At 68.6% G+C, this 19060-nt stretch carries 15 protein-coding genes; 10 read left to right on the top strand and 5 right to left on the bottom strand.

Going from position 1 to position 19060, the window contains the following annotated elements:
* From Q0588_RS15345 to dsbD, 5 genes are all read right to left on the bottom strand, one after another.
* Positions 1–854, bottom strand: an 854-nt coding sequence (locus tag Q0588_RS15345) for an MBL fold metallo-hydrolase (protein WP_298747971.1), incomplete at its 3' end; no start/stop codon positions are given.
* 84 nt (positions 855–938) lie between these two features.
* Positions 939–2378, bottom strand: a complete 1440-nt coding sequence (locus Q0588_RS15340; RefSeq protein WP_298747968.1) for a bifunctional metallophosphatase/5'-nucleotidase — start codon at positions 2376–2378, stop codon at positions 939–941.
* Between the two features lie 16 nt (positions 2379–2394).
* Positions 2395–3069 carry a DsbA family protein gene (locus Q0588_RS15335; RefSeq protein ID WP_298747965.1) on the bottom strand — a complete coding sequence of 225 codons (675 nt, stop codon included), beginning with the start codon at positions 3067–3069 and terminating at the stop codon, positions 2395–2397.
* A 37-nt stretch (positions 3070–3106) separates the two neighbouring features.
* The gene (locus tag Q0588_RS15330) at positions 3107–3904 is read right to left on the bottom strand and encodes a TlpA disulfide reductase family protein (protein ID WP_298747962.1); all 798 of its coding nucleotides are present in this window, start codon (positions 3902–3904) and stop codon (positions 3107–3109) included.
* A gap of 1 nt (position 3905) precedes the next feature.
* Entirely contained in the window at positions 3906–5828 is a 1923-nt protein-coding gene (dsbD, locus tag Q0588_RS15325; protein WP_298747959.1) for a protein-disulfide reductase DsbD, read from the bottom strand.
* Between dsbD and Q0588_RS15320 the strand changes: the two genes are divergently transcribed.
* From Q0588_RS15320 to Q0588_RS15275, 10 genes are all read left to right on the top strand, one after another.
* Complete coding sequence (locus tag Q0588_RS15320) at positions 5806–6543, top strand: response regulator (protein ID WP_298747956.1); 738 nt, start codon at positions 5806–5808, stop codon at positions 6541–6543. The genes dsbD and Q0588_RS15320 overlap by 23 nt on opposite strands.
* Positions 6540–7883, top strand: coding sequence for an ATP-binding protein (locus Q0588_RS15315; RefSeq protein WP_298747953.1), 1344 nt, complete (start codon positions 6540–6542; stop codon positions 7881–7883). The genes Q0588_RS15320 and Q0588_RS15315 overlap by 4 nt, the downstream gene beginning before the upstream one ends.
* Before the next feature lie 208 nt (positions 7884–8091).
* On the top strand, positions 8092–9672 hold the full coding sequence (locus Q0588_RS15310; RefSeq protein ID WP_298747950.1) for a bifunctional UDP-sugar hydrolase/5'-nucleotidase: 1581 nt from the start codon (positions 8092–8094) through the stop codon (positions 9670–9672).
* Complete coding sequence (locus Q0588_RS15305) at positions 9669–11018, top strand: alginate export family protein (protein WP_298747947.1); 1350 nt, start codon at positions 9669–9671, stop codon at positions 11016–11018. The genes Q0588_RS15310 and Q0588_RS15305 overlap by 4 nt, the downstream gene beginning before the upstream one ends.
* Before the next feature lie 15 nt (positions 11019–11033).
* On the top strand, positions 11034–12650 hold the full coding sequence (locus tag Q0588_RS15300; RefSeq protein ID WP_298747944.1) for a cbb3-type cytochrome c oxidase subunit I: 1617 nt from the start codon (positions 11034–11036) through the stop codon (positions 12648–12650).
* Positions 12647–13267: a cbb3-type cytochrome c oxidase subunit II gene (locus Q0588_RS15295; RefSeq protein WP_298747941.1), complete on the top strand. Its 621-nt coding sequence runs from the start codon at positions 12647–12649 to the stop codon at positions 13265–13267. Before Q0588_RS15300 ends, Q0588_RS15295 begins: the two co-directional genes overlap by 4 nt.
* Positions 13264–14505, top strand: a complete 1242-nt coding sequence (locus tag Q0588_RS15290) for a c-type cytochrome (protein ID WP_298747939.1) — start codon at positions 13264–13266, stop codon at positions 14503–14505. The genes Q0588_RS15295 and Q0588_RS15290 overlap by 4 nt, the downstream gene beginning before the upstream one ends.
* Positions 14506–14508: 3 nt before the next feature.
* Entirely contained in the window at positions 14509–15546 is a 1038-nt protein-coding gene (locus Q0588_RS15285; RefSeq protein ID WP_298747936.1) for a c-type cytochrome, read from the top strand.
* Between the two features lie 4 nt (positions 15547–15550).
* A complete protein-coding gene (locus Q0588_RS15280) occupies positions 15551–17689 on the top strand; it encodes an HAD-IC family P-type ATPase (RefSeq protein ID WP_298747933.1) in 2139 nt (712 codons plus the stop codon).
* Positions 17680–18951 (top strand): DUF3422 domain-containing protein, encoded by a 1272-nt coding sequence (locus tag Q0588_RS15275; RefSeq protein WP_366873033.1) that lies wholly within the window; start codon positions 17680–17682, stop codon positions 18949–18951. The genes Q0588_RS15280 and Q0588_RS15275 overlap by 10 nt, the downstream gene beginning before the upstream one ends.
* The last annotated feature ends 109 nt before the right edge of the window (positions 18952–19060 follow it).

Here is a 19060-nt window from a genome sequence, read left to right as displayed (position 1 = left end):
AAGAACACACGACCGTCGGCCTCCGCCTCGGGCAGGACGCCGCCGCGGATGTTCACCTGAAGGGCGTAGAGCATCAGTTTGGGCAGCGGCAGGGTCGCGTCCCTCGCCTCCCTGAGCGCGACGAACTCGGCTTCGGAGCGTCCGGCGCCGACGTGGATGTTGTCCCGGCGCTGCTCGGCCACAGTGCTGAAACACGCGGGTTCGCGATCATCCGGGCCATAGTCGTGGCCGACGAAGACCCCCGTGTCCTCCGGGAGGGCGAGGATGTCCCGAATGCTCCTGTAGAGGGCATGGGGATCGCCGCCGGGAAAATCCGCGCGGGAGGTGCCCGCATAAGGCGTCATCAGGGTGTCGTGCACGAAGGCGCAGCCGCCTATGACATAGGTGATGGAGGCCAGGGTATGACCCGGCGAGAACATCACCCGGCCTTCCAGCCCGCCGACCGAGAAGGTGTCGCCTTCGGTGAACAACCGGTCCCACTGACGTCCGTCGGTCGGGAAGCTCTCGGGGAGCCTGTAGATGTCCTTCCACAAGGCCTGGACGCCCTGAACCTTTTCGCCGATGGCCGTCGGCGCCCCGAGCTTCTCGTGAAGATAGGGAGCGGCGGAGAAGTGGTCAGCATGCGGATGGGTGTCCAGGATCCACTCCACCTTCAGACCGGCCTCGCGGACGTAGTCCAGAAGCACGTCGGCGTTGCGGGTGGAGGTGGCGGCGGCCTTCTCGTCGAAATCCCACACGGGGTCGATGATCGCCGCCACGCCCGAGTCCGGATCGCTGACCACATACTGCCAGCTGCCGGTCTTCTCGTCATGCAGCGCCGCCACCTGCGCGCCGCCATGGCTGATGTATCGCATCGATGATCCTCCGGCGTGACGGATGCCGTCAGGCGCAATAACTTCCATGATTGCGGAAAGGATGCGGGATGAACGGCGCGAGGTTCAGACGACAATGACGCTGGGGGGCCGCAGACCGTCGCCGACGACGTTCCTTAACAGCCAGCGTCGCAGGGCCGTGATCGCATCGATTTGCAGATCGCGCCGCCCGGTTCCATATCGCCTGGGCACGCCCTGGGTGGTGACGAAGGCGCAAGGGTAGACGCGCTCCGGATCGACCGGCTCATCGCCGACAAACAGGCGATCCACGCGCTCGCCCTTCGGGTTCTCGAGTTTCACGAACACCGTCAGGCCGCGGCAGCGCTTTATGTAACCGCCCATCTGGGCATAGGCGTCGGCGGCGAAGGTGCTTTCCAGATTGGCTTCCAGGAGCTGGCGCATCTCCGCCCCGGTCAGATCGACGCGGGAGACCGGCGGGTTCATCGGAATGATGTTGTAGAGGTCGTTCAGGGTCACGGGCCCGGGCGCGACCGGCGCGCCGTAACGCCACCCGTTCGAAAAGGCGATCTCGACCTCTGCCGCTGCCGCGATCGCGTCGAGAAGGACGTCGTCCATCGGCGCGCTGGGCATGGCGTAGCGGTGCAACGGCTGGGTCGTGCGACCGACCACTTCGGAGAGCCTGTCCCGGTGCGGCGCCATGGCGTTATCGACCAGGGCCGCCATCTCCGGATCCTCGGGCCAACCGTCATCGACGGGGATCAGCTGGTGTCGATAGCTCACGATCCGTCCCGTCTCGACCTCCAGGTCGAGCCGCCCGACGAAGGCGCCGTGACACCCGGACTGGAAGATGATCGCGCCGTTCACCACCACCGGCTCATGCATGCGGTTGTGGGTGTGGCCGCTGAGGATGACATCAACGCCATCGATGTCCTTGGCGAGCTGGACGTCCTGCGGAAAACCGAGGTGCGACAGGACCACGACGAGATCGACGCCCTCGTCCGAGCGCAACGCCTTGATATGATCCCGGCATTCCTCGACGCCGATCTCGAAGCGCAGTCCCTCGCTGAAACTGGGGGGCATGGTCTTGTCGACGATCGGACAGGCCAGACCGACGACCCCGACCTTGAGTCCGCCGCGGTCGAACACGCGACGCCCGTCAAAGGCCGGAGCGCCGTCCGCCTTGCGAAAGACATTGGCGGCCAGCACCGGATAGTCCAGCTGCGCGGCGAGCGTGGCGAAGCCGGCCGGTCCATAGGCGAACTCCCAGTGCGCCGTCATGGCGTCGATCTTCAAGGCGTTCATCAGGGGAACCAGGGCTTCGCCCTTCGATTCCAGGGCGACATAGGAGCCGTGGAAGGTGTCGCCATTGTCCAGGGTCAGGGCGGCGCCCCCCGCCTCGACCCGCGCCTCGGCGAAGATCGAGGCGATGCGCGCCAGCCCACCCAGCCTCTCGAACTGCCAGCCGGCTCCGGTTCGCACCATTTCGGGGTGAGACTCGAGATAGCCGTGCAGATCGTTGAGCTGAAGCAGGGTCAGATGGGCCATGGCGGTCGTGCTCCGTTCAGCGCAGCGGTTCGCCCGCGCGGATGCGGGCGATCACCGCCTGTAGCTGCGCCAGGGGCATGCCCCCGGGGATCAGGTTGCCGTTGATGATAAAGGCCGGCGTGCCCTGAAGGGCCAACGCGGAGGCCTCGCGTTTGTTTCTGTCCAGGACGGCGTCGATCTCGGCCCGGTGGGTCTGGAGGTCACGATCCAGCCGGGTCATGTCCACGCCGGCGGATTCAGCCAGGGTCCGAATGTCGTCCTCGCCGGCGATGCGATTGGCCGAGCGCATGAAGGCGTTGTGAACGGCTTCGTATTTGCCCTGATAGCCAGCCGCGAGCGCGGTCCGCGCCGCGGCCGTGGACGGCTCGCCGAAGATTGGCCAGTCCTTGTAAAGAATGCGGACCTTGGGGTCGGCTTCGAGCAGGGCCGCCAGTTCCGGGTTCATCTGGCGGCAGTAGGGGCAGTTGTAGTCCATGAAGCCGATGATCGTGACGTCGGCCTTCTCCGCCCCGATGAACGGCGCGGCCGGCGTCCGCAGCAGGTCGGCGAAGCCGACGCTGGTGACGAGGGCGCCGTCCTGCGTGGCCGTGCCGGCGGATTCCGTCGTGGAATTCTCGGCTCCCGCGGGGTTGCAGGCGGCGAGCGCCAGGGCGCCCAGGACGGTGGCGACCATATGATGTGTGTTGAGCATGCTCTTCTCCAGTGCTGTCTCGAATGATGTGGAACCGTCAGCGGGCGATGGCCTGCAGTTCGGCGTCGATCTGTTCGGGCGAAATCTCGCCCATGTGCGACTTTCGCAGGGCGCCGTCGGCGTCGATGAACAGCGTCACCGGAATGCCGAGGGTCCCATAGTGTCTCGGCAAGGCCATCGCCTCGTCGAGCAGGACGGTGTCCAGCTCCAGGCCCTGGCCGTCGAGGAAGCGGTTGATGGTTTCAGCACCTTCGCCCTGGTTGACGAAGAGGAACCGGACGTCCGGATTGGCCGCCTCGGCGGCCGCCAGGACCGGCATTTCCCGGCGACACGGCGGGCACCAGGTGGCCCAGACATTGATCACGGTCGGTCGGCCGTCGCCCTCGGCGAGGTTCAGCGGGGCGCCGTCGATCTGAGCCAGGGTAAGGTCCGGCATCGGCTTGGCGTCGGTCTGGGCGGTCAGTTGGTAGGCGACGTTCCAGACGAAGACCGCCGCGATCACGGGAGCGAGCCCATAGGCCATCAGACGGCGCTGTTTGAGAATTAAAGGGCTGGCGAGGCCGACCGCGACCAGGGCCCAGGGCCAGGAGAAACCGCCCTGCCAGACGGCGAAAATTCGCAGCAGGTCCCCTTCGAAATAGGACCAGTGACCGATCACATGAGCCAGGCGCGCTATGGCCACGCCGCCCAGCGCCACCACCGTGCTCCAGGGGTTGAACCGTCCGCTCACCCGGCTCGCGAGAATCCCTGACACGATCAGGAAGGCCGCCACGCCGAGAATGATGGCGAACCGTTCGGCGGACAGGACCAGAGGCCCGATGACGATCGCGCCCATCTCAGCCTCCCTGCGCCAGGGTCAGGGCGTCAAGAACGCCCTTGGCTCCGGTTTCGCCGACGATCCGCGTATCGGCGGGCTCGCGCGCTTCGGCATCCAGGAAGATCATCGTCGGGGGCCCCACCACGGCGAAGGCTTCCATCAGGGACCGCGCCTCGACGTCGGTCTTTGTGACATCGACCTTGATCAGCGAGACCTCCCCCAGACGGGCCTGGACCTCAGGATCCTCGAAGACCTCGCGTTCGATGACCTTGCAGCTCACGCACCAGTCCGCCGTGAAATAGACCAGCGACGGCCGTCCGGACTGGCTCGCCAGGGCGGTCGCCTGTCGCAGCCCGGCCTCGTCGGTCACCACGGTTTCGGTGTAGTCCGGGGGAGCCGCCGCCGCCCGGACGCCGCCGAAGGGCTCGAGGGGTTGCAGGGGATCGGTCGCGCCCGCGCCCGCGCCCACCAACAGCATCACGCCCCAGACGGTCGCCGCCAGCCCCGCGACACGCGCCATCCGCGCGCCGAGGCCGTGCGCCGGATCACGCTGGAACAGCCCGAGCGCCGCGGCCGCCATCAGAAGGAGCGCGGCGCCAGTCACCAGGGGCACGACCGGCGGCAGGATGCGGGATCCCAGCCACCAGGCGGTCGCCAGGAACAGGAAACCGAAGACGGCCTTGACGCGGTTCATCCAGGGGCCGGCTTTGGGCAGAAGGCGCGCGCCCATGGTGCCGAACATGATCAGCGGCACGCCCTTGCCGAGACCCAGGGCGAACAGGGCGCCGGCCCCCAGCGCGAGATCGCCGGTCTGGGCGATGTAGAGCAGGGCTCCCGCGAGCGGCGCGGTGACGCAGGGCCCCACGATCAAGGCGGATACGAATCCCATGCCCGCCGCGGAGGGCGCCGAGCGTCGGCCCGTGCCCCGGTCCACCGACAGCCGCGACGTCCAGGCGGACGGCAGTTGGAGTTCGAACAGTCCGAACATGGACGCGGCCAGAACCACGAAGACCAGCGACAGCGCGCCGACCGCCCAGACGGATTGCAGCGCCATCTGCAGATTCTGCCCCGACCAGGCGGCCGCCATGCCCAGAAGCGCGAAGGCGGACGCCAGGCCCAGAACATAGGACCCGGACAGGATGAAACCCCGCCGGGGGTCGCGCCCGTCCACGCCCCGTCCAATCACGCCGGCGAGGATGGGGTACATGGGGAAGACGCAGGGCGTGAACGCCAGCAGAATTCCGAAACCGAAAAAGGCCAGAAGCACCCAAGGGGCGCCGCCGTGCAGGGACAGGGATTCCACCATTCCGCCGCCCGACTGGAGTTGCACCTCGCCGGTTCCGGAGGCGACGGGACCCGGGGCGACGCCGCCGCCGGGGCTTTCGGCGAACGACGCTTCGGCGGCGGCGATCGCCAGGGCGCTGGCGCTCGCCGCGACCGCGTCCGAAGGGTCGCTGGTCGCCAGGGTTTGCGCGGGCGCCGCGCGGCCTTCCGGCAGAACCGGCAGGGCCACGGTCTCGGTGACGGGCGGGTAGCAGATCGAGTCCTCGACGCAGCCCTGATAGGTGATGTTGACCGTTTGGGAAGAGCCGGCGCCCTCGAGCGTCGCCTGGGTCAGGGTCGCCTGGCCGGCGTCGCGCCAGATTTCGACGACGCCGAAGCCGGGGTCGTCCTTTTGTTGGCCCGGAGCCAGGTCCAGGGCGAGCGCGGTCTTGCCGTCCGCCGCCGTGGCCACGGTATGGCCCCGGTAAAGATAGTGTCCGGGCGCGATGCGCCACGCGAAGGTCACATCGCCGGCCTCGGTGCGGGTGACCGAGAGGTCGAAGGCGTCCTGCGGAGACAGGGGCGCCTGGGCTGCGGCGGGCAAGGTTCCGGCCAGCGCCATGATCACCAGGGTGAGGGCCAGTCTCAGGCCGGAAATGAAGGCGAAGCGCTTTTTCATGCGGCGTCGATCGTCATCGCAGCTTAAGTCAGCCTTAAGCCTGGAGGCCGATCCGATCGCCATGCGCATCCTCGCCGTAGAAGACGACCCCATTCTCGCCAACGGCCTTCAGGTCGGTCTGACCACCTATGGCTGGACCGTCGATGTCGCCGGCACCGTCCAGGACGCCCTGGCCGCTCTGGACTGTTCCAGCTTCGACGCCGTCGTGCTGGATCTCGGCCTGCCGGACGGCGACGGTCTGGAGGTGCTGCGCTTCGTCCGACGCCGCGAGATGGCGGTGGCCGTGCTGCTCCTGACCGCCCGGGACTCCGCACCCGATCGCGTCGAGGGCCTGGATGCGGGCGCCGACGACTACCTCGGCAAGCCTTTCGATCTGGAGGAGCTCGCGGCGCGGCTGAGAGCGGTCCGTCGCAGGGTCCTCGGGCGGGCGTCCGCGCCCTTGAAACACGGCGATCTCGTTCTCGATCCGAAGGCCCGTCTCGCCTGGCTGGGCGACCGGGACGTCCCCCTCTCGCGCCGCGAGTTCGCGATCCTGGAGGCCCTTATCGAGCGTCCGGGCCAGGTGCTGTCGCGCGGACAACTGGAAGAGAGGCTCTATGGATGGCAGGAAGACATCGGCAGCAATGCCGTGGAAGTGCACATCCACCATCTGCGCGCCAAATTCGGCGCCGATCTGATCCGAACGATGCGCGGCCTGGGATACGCCTTGCGATGAGCTCGATTCGCCTCAGACTGTTCGTCATCCTCGCCCTTGCCTCGACGGTCGTCTGGAGCCTGGCGGCGGGCTGGGTCTATGTCCGCACCCAGCACGAGGTCGAGCGCGTCCTCGACGCCCGCCTGATTGAGGCCTCGCGCATGGTGTCGTCCCTGCTGTCCAGCGGCGATGTCGCCCGCGTACCGGCGGACGCCGCGGCGCTGGCGTCCGCCACGAGCCGAACCTCCTACGCCCGCCAGCTGTCCTGCCAGATCTGGTCGCTTGACGGCGCGCTCATCGGTCGTTCGGACGGGGCTCCGGGTTCGCGTCTCACGACCGCTGCGACGGGGTTCTCCGAGACGGTGATCGACGGGGAGCGCTGGCGCGTCTATGCCGTCGAGAACCGCGGGGCCGGCGTCCGCGTCCTGGTCGGCGACAATCTCGGCATGCGCGACCATCTGGTTCAGAGCGTGATCGCAGGCCTGATCGCCCCGGCCGGGCTGGGGCTGCTGGCGATGGCGGGCCTGATCTGGATGTCGGTGGGTCGCGGCCTTGCCCCGATCCGGTCGGTCACCCGCGCCATCGCCGCGCGCGACGCCGATGACCTGACCCCGGTCATGACGCCCGAGGCCGCCGACGAACTCAAGCCGTTCACCGACGCCCTGAACGGCCTCATCGGGCGTCTGGACGCGGCGCGACAGCGCGAGTCGCAATTCATCTCCGCTGCGGCGCATGAACTGCGCACCCCCCTCGCCGGCCTGCGCGTCCAGGCCCAGATCGCCGCCGCCGCCAAGGACAAGACCGTGCGCGACGGCGCCCTGGCGCAGATGACCGAGTCCGTCGATCGCACCGCGCGACTGGTCAGCCAGTTGCTGGAAATGTCGCGCAGCGAGGCCCTCTCATCGACCCTGGAAGAGCGACGCTGGATCCCGCTGGCCGACCTCTGGCCGGATCTCATCAAGCGGGCGGGAGACCACCCCGGCATCGCGATCCATCGGCCCGGCCCCTTGAGCCTGCACGCGCAACCCCATCCGCTCTCCGTCATCCTCGGCAACCTGTTGTCCAACGCCGCCACCTATGCCGAATCCCGCGTCGAGGTCCGCCTGGAGGCCGACGGACATTTGACCCGACTGATCGTCGAAGACGACGGCCCCGGCGTCGGCTTCTCCGATCTGACCAGCCTCGGCCATCGCTTCTTCCGGGCGGCCAACGCCCGTCCGGGCGGCAACGGCTTGGGGCTGTCAATCGCCCAGGCCTGCGCGCGCGCTCAAGGCTGGCGGATGGACTATGCGCGCTCGGCGCTTGGGGGGCTGCGGGTTGACCTGATCATGCCCGTAACCGACGTGCGCGCCGAGGTTTGAAACGACCTTGCCCCCAGAACGTCGGAAACATCGACGTTCGTCGAACGCCCCGTCCCGACCCCAATCACGGTCCGCCCCGACCTGACGCCGGATTTGCTCTCGCCGCGGAGCGACCGGTAGTCGTAAAAATGGTGGACCGAATCCGGCCTTAAGACTGCCTTAAGGTAGGACGTGTGGCTCCTGCGGCAAAACGTCGGGAGAAAAACGCATGAAGCTCGGAATGATCGCGGTCGCGCTTGGACTGGTGGTCGCGGCCGCGCCGCGCCCGGCTCTGGCCCAGGATCGCGCCTTCACCCTGTTGCACACCAACGACATGCACGGGCGTCATACGCCTTTCCCGGTCGCGCCGGGCGACGCCACCGCCCAGACGGGCGATCCCGGCCGCGACCCGGCCCAGTTCGACCGGGCCGCCATGATCGGCGGCTTCGCCTACCTCGCCTCCGCGATCGAAAACGTGCGCCGGAAAGTCGGACCCGACTCTGTGCTGCTCGTGGACGGGGGCGACACCTTCAGCGACGACCTGGTCGGCAACGCCACGCGAGGCGAGGCGATGATCCGGCTGATGAACGCGGTCGGCTATCGCTTCATGGCCCTGGGCAATCACGATTTCGACTACGGGCTGGACCGGACCCGGGAACTTCAGGCCATCGCCGACTTTCCGATGCGGGGGGCCAACGCCCTGGTGGACGGCGAACCCATATTCGGACGGCCGTGGGAGTTGTTCGAGGTCGGCGGCGTCCGGGTCGCTGTGCTGGCGCTCAGCTATCACAACACCGGCGAGACCGGATCCAAGGCCAACACCCGGGGCGTGACCTTCACCAACGGCATCGACGCGGCGCGCGCCATTCTGCCGCAAATGCGCGAAGCCGCCGAAGTGGTTGTGGTCCTGTCGCACCAGGGCACCGCCGTAGATCGCGAGATGGCGCGACAGATTCCCGACATCGATCTGATCGTGGCCGCTCATTCCCACGACCGGATCGATCCCCCCGAGCGGGTGAACGGGGTCTGGATCGCCCAAGCCGTGTCCGATGCGGCCGCTCTTGGCGAGCTGACCGTCACCGTGGACGCGGACGGCGAGGTGTCGGCGGTCGAGGGCAAGGTGACCGACCTCTGGAACGACCGGATCGACCCGGATCCCCGCATCGCCGCCCTGGTGTCCGATCTGGACGGACCCCATCGCGCCCGCCTCGATGAGGTCCTGGCCACGGCCTATGATCGGATCGGACGCCAGTACAAATCTGAAAGCCCCTTCGACGTTCTGGTCGGCGACCTGATGCGCGAACGCACGGGCGCGGACATCGCCTTCATGCCCGGCGTCGGTTACGGCGTTTCCATCACCCCGGGACCGGTCACGCGCGATCGCCTGGTCACCCTGCTGCCCCATCCGACGAGGATGGTGACCCTGCGTTTGACGGGCGCCCAGGTCCTGTCGATCCTCGAACAGAGCGCCACCAACCTCGGACCCGAAGATGTCTTCGACCGCGTCGGAGGCCTGGTGCAGACCTCCGGCATCGGCTGGACCTTCGACCTTAACCGTCCAGCTGGACGGCGCGTCAGCGACGTCACGATCGATGGCCGCGCGATCGAAGCCGACCGGCTGTATCTCGCCGCCACCAATGTCGGCATGCTGGAAGGGCTGCATCGCTATGCCGCCTTCGCCCAGGGCCAGGACACCCAGGTGCATGATGTCAGCGTCACCCAGGTCGTCGAGGAGGGGATGGTTCGCCGCGGCGTCCTGACCGCCCCTGCCATGGGTAGGATTCGTCGTATTGGACCCGTCGCCCGATGATCGCACCGCTCCTCGCGGTCTTGGCGATATCCCATCCGGCCGCGGCGCAGTCGGCGCCGGTGATCGCTCCGGAGGCCCCCGCCACACCCTCGCGCTGGACCGTATCTGGCAGCCTGCGGGTTCGCGCGGAAACCCTGGCGGGCCAGTTCCGTCCGCGTTTCGCCGAACATGACGACGTCCTGTTCACCCGCGCGACCCTGGCCGTGGGCTACGACGCCGGTCGCGTTCGCTTCGGGACCGAATTGTACGATTCTCGGGCGTTCGGACAGGATCCCCTGTCCTCCGTGGGCACCAGCGAGGTCAACGGACTCGAACTGGTGCAAGCCTTTGCCGATATCGATCTCGGCGACGACGGCGACAGTGTTCTCCGCCTGGGCCGGATGACGATGGACGTCGGGTCCAAGCGGCTGGTCTCGCGACAGAATTTCCGCAACACCACCAACGCCTATACGGGCGCGCGGCTTCAGACCCCGCTGGGGGGCGGGAACCTGACCGCGTTTTGGGTCATGCCCCAGTACCGCTTGCCCGACGACCGGGCCGGCGTGGAAGGCCATGCCGTCGAATGGGACCGCGAAAGCACCGACCTGCAGTTCTTTGGCGCGTCATGGGTGGGATCGCTCGATGATCGGGCCACCACCCTGGAAATCTACGGCTATGGGCTGAACGAACAGGATGACCCGGCCCTGCAGACCCGGGACAGGCGGCTGTTCACGCCCGGCTTTCGCTTGCGTCGGGGGCCCGGGACCGGTCGGGTGGATTTCGAGCTCGAGGCCGCGGGACAGGTCGGCACGGCCCGACGGACGGCCGCCGTGGCCGACACGCGCGATCTGGACGTCGGCGCCTGGTTCATGCACGCCGAAGTGGGCCGAACCTTCGATCGCGTCTGGAAGCCCCGGCTGGCGGTCCAGTATGACCACGCCAGCGGCGACGAAGGCGGAGACCATTACGCGCGGTTTGATCCACTGTTCGGCGCCCGTCGGTTCGAGTTCGGCCCCGCCGGTCTCTACGGGCCCGTCTCGCGCCAGAACCTGAGGTCGCCCGGCGTCCGGGTCGAGGTCAGGCCCTCCCCCCGGTTCGAGGCGATGGCGATGTACAGGGGGCTCTGGCTGGACAGCCCGACCGACGCCCTCGGCCTGACCTTGGTCGCCGACCCTTCGGGTCGCTCCGGGCGGTTCGCCGGGCAGCAGATCGAAGCGCGGGCGCGATATGCGCTGCGACCCGATGGCGCCTGGCTGGAAGTCGGAGCGGCCCGGCTGTTCAAGGGGCGGGTTCTGACCGACGCGCCCGGCGCGCCCGATACCGGCGATACCGTCTATGGATATGCAGATGTCACCGTCGCATTCTGATCCGGGAGAACGCGCGTGTCGGTGACGATCGGCCTTTTGCTGGCTCTCAGCTTCCTTGTCTCCCTGCTGGCGCTGGCCTTCCTGATCTGGGCGGTGACCAACCGTCAGATGGAACTGCACCAGGGTCAGGCCTATACGGTGTTCGTCCCCGGCGAGGCCGGGCAGGCCGACGACGCCACCATGGCCGGCGACGACCCACAGGCCCTCGGCCCGCACCACTATGACACCGCGCGGGCGGGGATCGACGCTGTCTCGCGACGGCCCGTTCTGGTCCTGCTGGCGAGCGGCATCTTCTGGCTTGTGCTGGGGTCCGTGTTCGGGGTCATGGCCTCGCTCAAACTGCACTGGCCGGACTGGCTTTCGGCCTATGGTCCCCTGACCTTCGGGCGGGTCCGGACCCTGCATCTGAACATGGTGGCCTACGGCTGGCTGTCGCTGACCGGCATCGGGGTGGCGATATGGATCGCGCCGCGCATCTTCCACACCGCGCTGCGTCATCCGCGCCTTCCGATCCTGGGCGCCGCGCTCTGGAACATCGCCCTGGCCGCCGGGGCCGCGGCCATCGCTTCCGGCTGGACCGACGGCGAGGAATGGCTGGAGATTCCCTGGCAGATCGACATCCTGCTGGCCGCCGCCGGGGCCTGTTTCGTCCTGCCCCTGCTGCGAACAGCGCTGAATCGCAACGTCGGCCACATCTATGTGACCGGCTGGTACTATCTTGGCGCCCTGTGCTGGTTTCCGATCCTGTTCTTCATCGCCAACCTGCCCGGCCTGCATTCGGGCGTGCAGGAAGCCACCGTGAACTGGTGGTTCGCCCACAATGTCCTGGGTCTGTGGCTCACCCCCCTCGGTGTCGGCGCGGCCTATTATTTCATTCCCAAGATCATCGGCAAGCCGATCTATTCCTACAGCATGTCGCTGCTCGGCTTCTGGGCCCTGGCCCTCTTCTACAGCCAGGTCGGCATCCACCATCTGATCGGCGGCCCGGTCCCCACCTGGGTCGTCACCCTGTCCATCGTCCACAGCGTGATGATGTTCGTCCCGGTGATCGCCGTGGCCGTCAATCAGCACGTCACAGTCGCGCGCAACCTCTGGGTCTTCAAGGCTTCCATCCCCCTCAGATTCATCTCCCTGGGCGCGCTCATGTACACGGCGGCCTCCTTCCAGGGGTCGATCGAGGCGCTGCGCAGCGTCAACACCGTGACCCACTTCACACAATACACGGTCGGCCACGCCCATCTCGGCGCCTATGGCTTCGTGTCCTTCGTTCTGTTCGGCGCCGTCTACCACACCCTGCCGCGGCTGACCGGTCGCGCCTGGCCCTGGCCCAGGTTGATCGCGGCCCATTTCTGGCTCGTGGTCGCCGGCTTCGCCGTCTATTTCGTGTCATTGACGGTGGGCGGCGTCCTCCAGGGCCTGGCGATGCTGGATGTGACCCGTCCTTTCGCCGACAGCGTGACGCTGCTCAAGCCATATCTCGAGGCCCGGTCCGTGGGCGGTATCCTGATGACCGTGGGCCATCTGATCTTCGCGATCCATTTCATGGCCGTGATCGTGCGCGGACGGGCCCCGTCGTCCGCGTCGGACGCCACTGACTCGCCGCCCGACACCGTTCCGGCGACCGCCGCATGAACCGCGTCATTCCCCTCGGCGTCCTCGCCCTCGCCATCCTGGCCTTCGCCACCCTCCTTCTCGTGATCCTCCCAGGCATCCAGATACGGACCGAGCCCCCCACACCGGGTCTCGAGGCCTATACTGCGGCGGAATCGCGCGGCCGCGACATCTATGTCTCGCAGGGCTGCGTGTCCTGTCACAGCCAGCAGCCCCGGTCGCTGGACCAGGCCCCCGACGCCGAACGTGGTTGGGGGCGCGCCTCGGTGGCCTCGGACTATTTCTACGATCAGCCCCACCAGCTGGGCACCATGCGGACCGGGCCGGATCTTCAGAACGTCGGCGCACGGCTTCCCAGCCGGGACTGGCATCTCACCCATCTCTACCAGCCCCGGGCCGTGTTCGACTGGAGCATCATGCCCGCCTATCCCTATCTGTTCGAGATCAAGGACAAGGCGGCCAGGGGCGATGTCGTCGTGGCCATGCCCGGGGGCTATGCGCCCGCGGGCAAGGTCGTCGTGGCCCGCTCCCAGGCCCTGGATCTGGTGGCCTATCTCAAGAGTTTGGACAGGACTTTCCCGGCGCCCCGCGCCGGCGTTCGCGATGACGGCTACAGCGAGAGGGGCGAGCCGCGATGATCCGCCTTCCCTGGACACGGCGAACCCCCGACCCGGTCGAACGACGCGAGACGGACGAGGCCTACGAACCCTATGAGGAGTTCCGGCGCATCCCGCTCCCGGTTCTCTGGATCGCCGTCGCCCTGGCCCTCTGGGGCGGCATCACCCTGTGGGACAACAGCCAGGCCGTCGCGATCGGCCGGTCCGAACGCGCCGCCCAGATGGCCGAATTGCCCCGTCATGCGGTCAATTCCGGGGCGCAGATCTTCGAGGCCCGCTGCTCCTCCTGCCATCAGCCCAACGCCGTGGGGGTTCGCGGCGCCGTGCCGCCCCTGGAAGGCTCAGCCTTCGTCTCGGCCGATCCCCAGGTCGTGGTCCAGATACTGCTGCACGGGATCGACGGCCCCATCGCCGTCAGCGGTCGGACCTTCAACGGCCATATGCCGAACTTCTCCAGCGTTCTGTCCGACGAAGAACTGGCCCGCGTCGCCTCGTACGTCCGCCAAACCTGGGGCGGAGCCGAGGCCCCGGTCACCCCCGCCTTCGTCGCGGCACAGCGTCGCCGGTTCCCTGACCGGGGGCCCTGGCGGGGCGGCGTCGAGATCGTCTCCCGCATGGCGCCGGACCTGGCGCCGCAACCCGTGTTCGTCGCGCCGCCCCCGGCCGCGATTGACGCCGGGGTGATCCGACTGATCAACGAGGGGCGAGGCGACGCCTGGTCCTGTTCGTCCTGTCATGGGACCCGGGGCCAGGGCAGCGAGACCGTGCCCCGACTGGCCGGCCTGCCCTCGGCCTATATCGTCAAACAGCTGAACGACTATATCGCGGGCGCCCGCGAAAACGAGTCGATGGCCATTGTGGCCTCCGCCCTGTCGCCGGACGAGCGCCGCGCGCTTGGGGACTATTATGCGCGATTGCGGGCCCCCTCCACGGCCAGGCCGTCGCTCGGCGGAGACATCGCGCGGGGCGAACGCTTGGCGCTCTATGGCGACTGGTCCAAGAATGTCCCGGCCTGCTTCTCCTGCCACGGCCCCTCGGGCTTCGGGGTCGCGCCGCAGTTCCCGTCTCTGGCCGCCCAGCATCCCGCCTATACCGCCTCTCAACTCTCCGCCTGGGCCGGAGGACAGCGCGACAATTCCTCCGTCGATCTGATGAACGCCGTCTCCCGCAACCTGTCGGACGCCGATCGCCGCGCCGTGGCGGACTATCTCGCCACCTTGCCGCCCAATCCCGCTTCACCTCCTGACGACAGGCGCTAGACCATGTCCGATGACCCCAAATCCCCGCCCCCCGCCACCGGCCCCGACAAGCCGCGCAAGGGCGGCCTCGCCCGCGACGCCATCTTCGCCGTCGCCGGCGGACTGGCCCTCTTCGTGATCGGCACCCTGGCCGTCGACGCAGGCTGGATTCGCGATCGCAAGGGCAGCGAAGGCGGCGATGGACCGGGTCTCGAGCCGGCCGCCTATTTCCAGCCGCCGATGTCCTCGGCCATACCGGACGGTCCCTCCGGCGACGCCATTCGGCGCGGCGAGGCGATCTTCATGAACACCCCGGCGAATGCCTCGGACTTCGTGGGCAACAGCCTGTCGTGCGCGGCCTGCCATCTGGACGGCGGACGACGGCCGGACTCGGCGCCGATGTGGGCCGCCTGGGTCGCCTATCCGAAATATCGCTCCAAGAACAAGCAGATCAATACGATGGAGGATCGGATCAAGGGCTGTTTCACCTATTCGATGAACGCCCAGGCCTCGCCGAGCGGCGGCCCACCGCCCGCTGGCCACGACGTCTACAAGGATCTGCAGACCTATATGCATTTCCTCGCCACCGGGGCCCCCACGGGCGTCGATATGGAGGGCTCGGGCTATCCGGAGCTGCAGAAGACCGCCCTCGGATATGACCCCGTCCGCGGGCAGCAGGTCTTCGCCGCCAACTGCGCGGTCTGCCATTCCGCCGACGGCCAGGGCCAGGCCGACGCCAACGGGCGCACGGTCTTTCCGCCCCTTTGGGGTCCGCAGTCCTACAACTGGGGCGCCGGAATGGCGCGCGTGAACACCGCCGCGGGCTTCATCAAGGCCAATATGCCCCTCGGCCAGACCAACCGGCTGACCGATCAGCAGGCGTGGGACGTGGCGGCCTACATCAACAGCCAGGAACGCCCCAGGGACCCCCGCCAGACCGGTACGGTCGCCGAGAACGCCGCGCGCAACCACACCGGCGCGGAGACTTTCTACGGGCGGATCTATCAGGGCCGGCTGCTGGGCGCCGGCGCCCAGCCAGCGGCGCCGGCCGGGGGACGTTAGGCCGGTGCCCGCCGCCGCCGTCACGCGGCAGCTGTTCGCCGTGGACGGCCTGTGGTGCGGCGGCTGCGCGCGAGGCCTGGAAAGCCGCCTCCGCGCGATCGACGGCGTGATCGGCGCCGGCGTCCACTATGTCACCGCCTCGGCCCTGGTGCAGTGGGACCCGGACCGGTGCGACGCGGAGGCCGTCCGTGCCTGCGTGCACGAGGCGGGCTACCGCCTTCTGGAGCGCAGCGACCCCCAGACCATTCGCCTGCGACTGGACCGGGAGGTCCGTTCGCTCACCCTGCGCCTGGTCGTGGCGATCGCCTTCGGCATGTGGTCCATGGCCTGCGCGGTGGTGCTGTATCTGGACCCGGGATTGTCGCCCGCCGCAGCGTGGTGGATCGCCCTGGCCAGCGGCGTCCTGGCCGGGCCCGTTATCCTGTTCAGCGGCGCAGGAATCGGACGGATGGCGGCGCGGTCGATCCGTCTTCGCGCGCCCGGTCTCGACCTATTGATCAGCATCGGCGTGGCCGGCTCGGTCGCCGCCTCGGCGCTCGCCCTCGCGAGGGGGGAGGCGCAGGTCTATTTCGACACCGCCACCATGCTGGTCACCCTGCTTGTGCTGGCCCGTTTGATCGAGACCCGCGTCCGCAGAAACGCCACGGACGCCACGCTCGCCCTCGGCCGGCTGTTCGACGACACGGCCGAGCGGCGCGACGGCGCCGGGAACTGGGAGACGGTGGCCTGCGACCAGCTCGCGATCGGCGATGTCGTCCAGGTCCGCGCGGGCGGCGTCTCGACGGTCGACGGCGTCGTCGTGAGCGGGCGAAGCGCCGTCGATACCGCCATGCTGACGGGCGAAAGCGGCGCGAGCGCTGTTGGGGTCGGCGACCGCATCGCCGCCGGCACGGTCAATCTCGTCCGGGCTGTCGAGGTGCGTGTCGATCGTGTATCAGGCGACCGCGACGTGGACCGCATGGGCGGCCGCATCGCGATAGAACTCGCGGCGCGGGGTGAACCGATCGACAGCGCGAGCCACGCGGCCGGCGCCCTGACGACCGCCATTCCCGTCGTTTCGCTGCTCGTCGTTCTGGTCACCGCGATCCTGACGCGTTCGATCGAAACCGGACTGGTCCGGGGCCTGGTCGTCATGTTGGCGGCCTGCCCCTGCGCCCTGAGTCTCGCGGCGCCCCTCGTCCACTTGCGGGCCAGCGTGATTGCCGCCGGACGCGGCTTTCGTCTGGTGGACGCCGCCGTGGTCGAACGCCTGACCGGGGCCCGTACGGCAATCTTCGACAAGACCGGCACCCTGACGGCCGGTCAGCCCCGGGTCCTGTCGGTCGAGTCCCGGGCCGGCTGGACCGACGCGGAGGTCGTGGCGCTCGCCGCTCGGGCCGAGACGGGTCTCGACCATCCACTCGCCCGGGCCGTGACGGCGCATCATGGCGGTCCCCTCGGGGCTGGAGGATCGCGTGGCTCCCGCGACGCCCGGGGGTTCGACCCCGCCGGTCGCCGGATCCGGGTCGGCGGCGCGCCAGGCGGCGCGTCGGAGGGCGCCACGCGCCTGCGGGTCTGGCTGGACGACGTCCCGGTAGGGGACCTGCTGATCGGGGACGCGATCGATCCCGAGGCCGGAGACACCATTCTGGAGCTGCGGCGGCGCGGCATCGACGTCCTGTTGGCCACCGGCGACGCCGAAGGTCCGGCCCACGCCGTCGCCCGCGCGGTGGGCCTCAGCCCGTCCAGCGTTTTCGCCGGCTGCACCCCCCTGTCCAAGGGCGAACTGGTCCGGCGCGCACGGGGGCCGGTGCTGTTCGTGGGCGACGGCGTGAACGACGGGCCGGCGCTGGCCGCCGCGGACTGCGGGATATCGGTCGCGCGAGCGCACGCCGCGGCGTCGGCGACCGCCGCCGTCGTCATCACCCGGGGCGGGCTGGGCCGGGTGGTCGACGTCTTGGACCTCGCCGCGGCGGCGCGACGCCGGTTGCGACAGAACATCGTGCTCGCCCTCGCCTACAACCTCTTCGCCTTGCCGGCGGCGGCTCTGGGCCTGCTCAGTCCCGCCTGGGCCGCCGTCGCCATGATCGCCAGTTCCCTGGCGGTCACGGCCAATGCGATGCGCCTGATGATCGCCGACCAGGGGGCGTCGCGATGGAACTGAAGAGCCATCCGATGCGGGACCGAATCGTATCGGAAATGCATCTACGCCGAATGCCGCCCCTGACGACGCCGTGCCGGATCCTCCAGGTCCTGCGTCTTGTCGAAGGCGCGGACCGGGAACGGGAATATGCGTCGCTCCTCGCCCTGGCCGAACGATCGGGCGATCAGGATCAGGTGTTCCCGCGCCATGGACGCGGCATGATCGCCGGCGGTCCGGTGTGGCTCTGGGAACGGCACAGCGAGGCCTCGACCTATACGGTCATCTCCTACGCGGCGGGCGAGCCCTTCTCCCTGGAGCCTCATCCGCCCGTTCTGCTGGATTGGCTGGAAACCGCCCCGGGCCTGGTGATCCGGGCGGTCCGGGTCGTGGTCGAGGCCGACGAGCGCCGGGCCGTCCCGGCCGTCGCCGAGCTTGATCCCGAAGACCTGATCAGCTGTCGAAAGGACGAGGCGCGCCTGTGGTCCGACTTCAAGGTCCATGATGACGGCTGGGGGCGTCTGGTGCTGGCCGCGGGCGGCATGCATCCGGCCGATCTGGGACGGCTGGCGCAGCGGGTCCAGGAGCTCGGCAACTACCGGAACCTGGCGCTGCTGGCCTTGCCGATGGTTCAGGAGCGAGCCGCCGACCTCGACCGACTGGAGGCCGCCTTGGTCGCCGTCTCGGAGCGACTGACCCAGGACCGGAACGATCAGACGCTGCTCGACGAGATCAGCCGGCTGTCAGCCGAGGTCGCCAGCCTGACGGCGACCACCGCCTTCCGACTGGGTGCGATGGCGGCCTATTCCGGCATCGTGGCTGACCGGTTGCGAGATCTGGACTGCGTCCGCATCGAGGGCTTCCAGCGCCTCGACGACTTCATCGACCGCCGCCTGACCCCCGCGACCCGGACATGCCAGGCGTTCTCGGGACGCCTGGACGCCCTGGCCACGCGGCTGGAACGCGCGACGGCCCTGCTCAGGACGCGGATCGAGATGCGTGTCCAGGCCCAGAACACCGCCTTGCTGCATTCGGTCGAGCGGACCAGCGCGCGCCAATTGAAGCTCCAGCATCTGGTCGAGGGTCTGTCGGTCGTGGCCGTCAGCTATTATGCGCTGGGCCTCCTGGGGTATGGGCTCAAGCCGTTGGCGCATAGCTACGGCGTCTCGCCGGAAGCGCTGGCGGCGCTCGCGGCGCCGGTGACCATCCTGTTGGTCTGGTACTATCTGCGACGTCGGGTCCGTCGGCTTGAGGGCGATGAAGCTCGCGGCCACCCGCCGTCCTGATCCCGTCGGAGACGGCCCCGGGAAACCTCAGCGTCAGGCGGCGCCCATGCCGGGTCTCCGGTTCGGCGCTTCGCCCGCCGGACCCCGGGGCAATGAAGCGTTCTCACTC

The sequence above is a fragment of the uncultured Brevundimonas sp. genome (genome assembly GCF_937870815.1).
Taxonomy (GTDB): Bacteria; Pseudomonadota; Alphaproteobacteria; order Caulobacterales; family Caulobacteraceae; genus Brevundimonas.
Note: the sequence above shows the minus strand (reverse complement) of the source record. Positions and strands in the feature narration are given on the sequence as shown.